The sequence below is a fragment of the Trinickia mobilis genome (assembly GCF_017315705.1).
Classification (GTDB): domain Bacteria; phylum Pseudomonadota; class Gammaproteobacteria; order Burkholderiales; family Burkholderiaceae; genus Trinickia_A; species Trinickia_A mobilis.
The window spans coordinates 1-1640 of record NZ_JAFLRF010000109.1 but is presented as its reverse complement, the minus strand read 5'-3'; the positions used below and the strand labels follow the sequence as shown (position 1 = coordinate 1640).

The following is a 1640-nucleotide window of genomic DNA, read 5'->3' as shown; positions in this document are numbered from 1 at the left end:
CGATGTGGGCGGGGTGACCGGCGGGATCGACCGGGCCATCGCGAGCGCGACGGCGGCGAACGTGCTGAACCACCTGACGATCCCGCAGGGCGGCCTGTTCAAGCCGACCTCGGCGCCGGGCGCCACGTACTTGATCGAGACGAATCCGGCGTTCACGAGTTCGCGCAAATTCCTGTCGAGCGACTACTACCTGCAGCAGATGGGCGTGCACCCGGACCAGACCGCGAAGCGGCTCGGCGACGGGTTCCATGAGCAGCAGCTGGTGCGCAATCAGATCGCGTCGCTGACGGGCAAGGCCGTGCTGGGTCCGTACACGGACATCGAATCGATGTACGGCGCGCTGCTCGCGTCGGGCGCGGCGCTGGCGAAAGCGCTCGATTTGCCGCTGGGGGTGGGGTTGTCGGCGGAGCAGGTGGCGCGCTTGACGGGCAATGTGATCCTGATGGAGACGCGCGTCGTGGGCGGGCAGGCGGTGCTGGTGCCGGTGGTGTATCTCGCGAAGGCGGAGCAGCAGAATTTGAGCAACGGCCCGCTGATTGCGGCCACCGACATCGATCTGACGAACGCGCAATCGTTCGTGAACAGCGGCACGGTGAGTGCGTCACGCAATCTGTCGATCGACGGGCAGCAGATCGATAACCGCTACGGCACGCTGCAAAGCGGCGAGCGGATGACGCTCGTCACGCAAGGCAACGTCGATCTGACGTCGGCGAACGTGAAGGCGGGCAGCTTGCAGTTGCAGGCGGGCGGCGACCTGATTCTGAATACGGCGACGCAGACACAACGCCAGATCAACGACACCGGCGCGACACGCACGACGACCACGCTCGGGCCGCAGGCACAGATCGATGTGACGGGCGACGCGGCCATCGCGACGGGCGGTGACTTCGAGCAGGACGCGGGCCACCTGAGCGTGGGCGGTGCGCTGGGGATGAACATCGGCGGCAACTGGACGCTGGGCACGCAAGAGATCGGCGAGCAGAAGGGGGTGGCGCGCGCGAACGGGGTGTCGGATACGGATATTCGCGGCGTGGTGGGCAGCAGCGTGACGGTGGGCGGTGCATCGGCGATTGCGGTGGGCGGCGACTTGACGGCACGCGGCGCGCAGATCGACTTGGGCGGTGGCGGCGCGATCGTGGCAGGCGGGAGCGTGTCGCTGCTGGCGGCGAGCACGACGTCGACGGTGAACAGTTCGAGCGCGGGCAGCGGCAGCGGTCGCAGCTACGCGGAGACCTATCACACGTCGGACGAGCAGCTGACCGGAACGACGCTCACCGGCGGGCAGAGCGTGGCGATCGTGGCGGGCAAGGACCTGACCGTGATCGGCAGCGCGATCAGCCTGGACAAAGGCAATGCCACGCTGGCGGCAGCGGGCGACGTGAACATCGGCGCGGCGACGGAGACGCACGAACTGAATGCGCATGAAACGCACAGTCACAGCGGTGTGGCGAGCGGCACGAAGGTCGCGAGCGGGATCGCTCAGACCATGACGCTGAGTCAAGGCAGCCTGGTTTCGGCGGATGGCGTGGCGATCGTCAGCGGCAAGGACCTTACCGTGGCAGGCAGCGCCCTCGTCGGGACGAACGACGTGACGCTGAACGCGGCGCGTGACGTGAAGATCACGACGTCGCAGGATACGG

General features: G+C 67.4%; 1 protein-coding gene. It reads left to right on the top strand.

Going from position 1 to position 1640, the window contains the following annotated elements; translation table 11 throughout:
• Positions 1 to 1640: hemagglutinin repeat-containing protein (locus J3489_RS37135; RefSeq protein WP_207005760.1), on the top strand; the 1640-nt coding region annotated here is incomplete at both ends.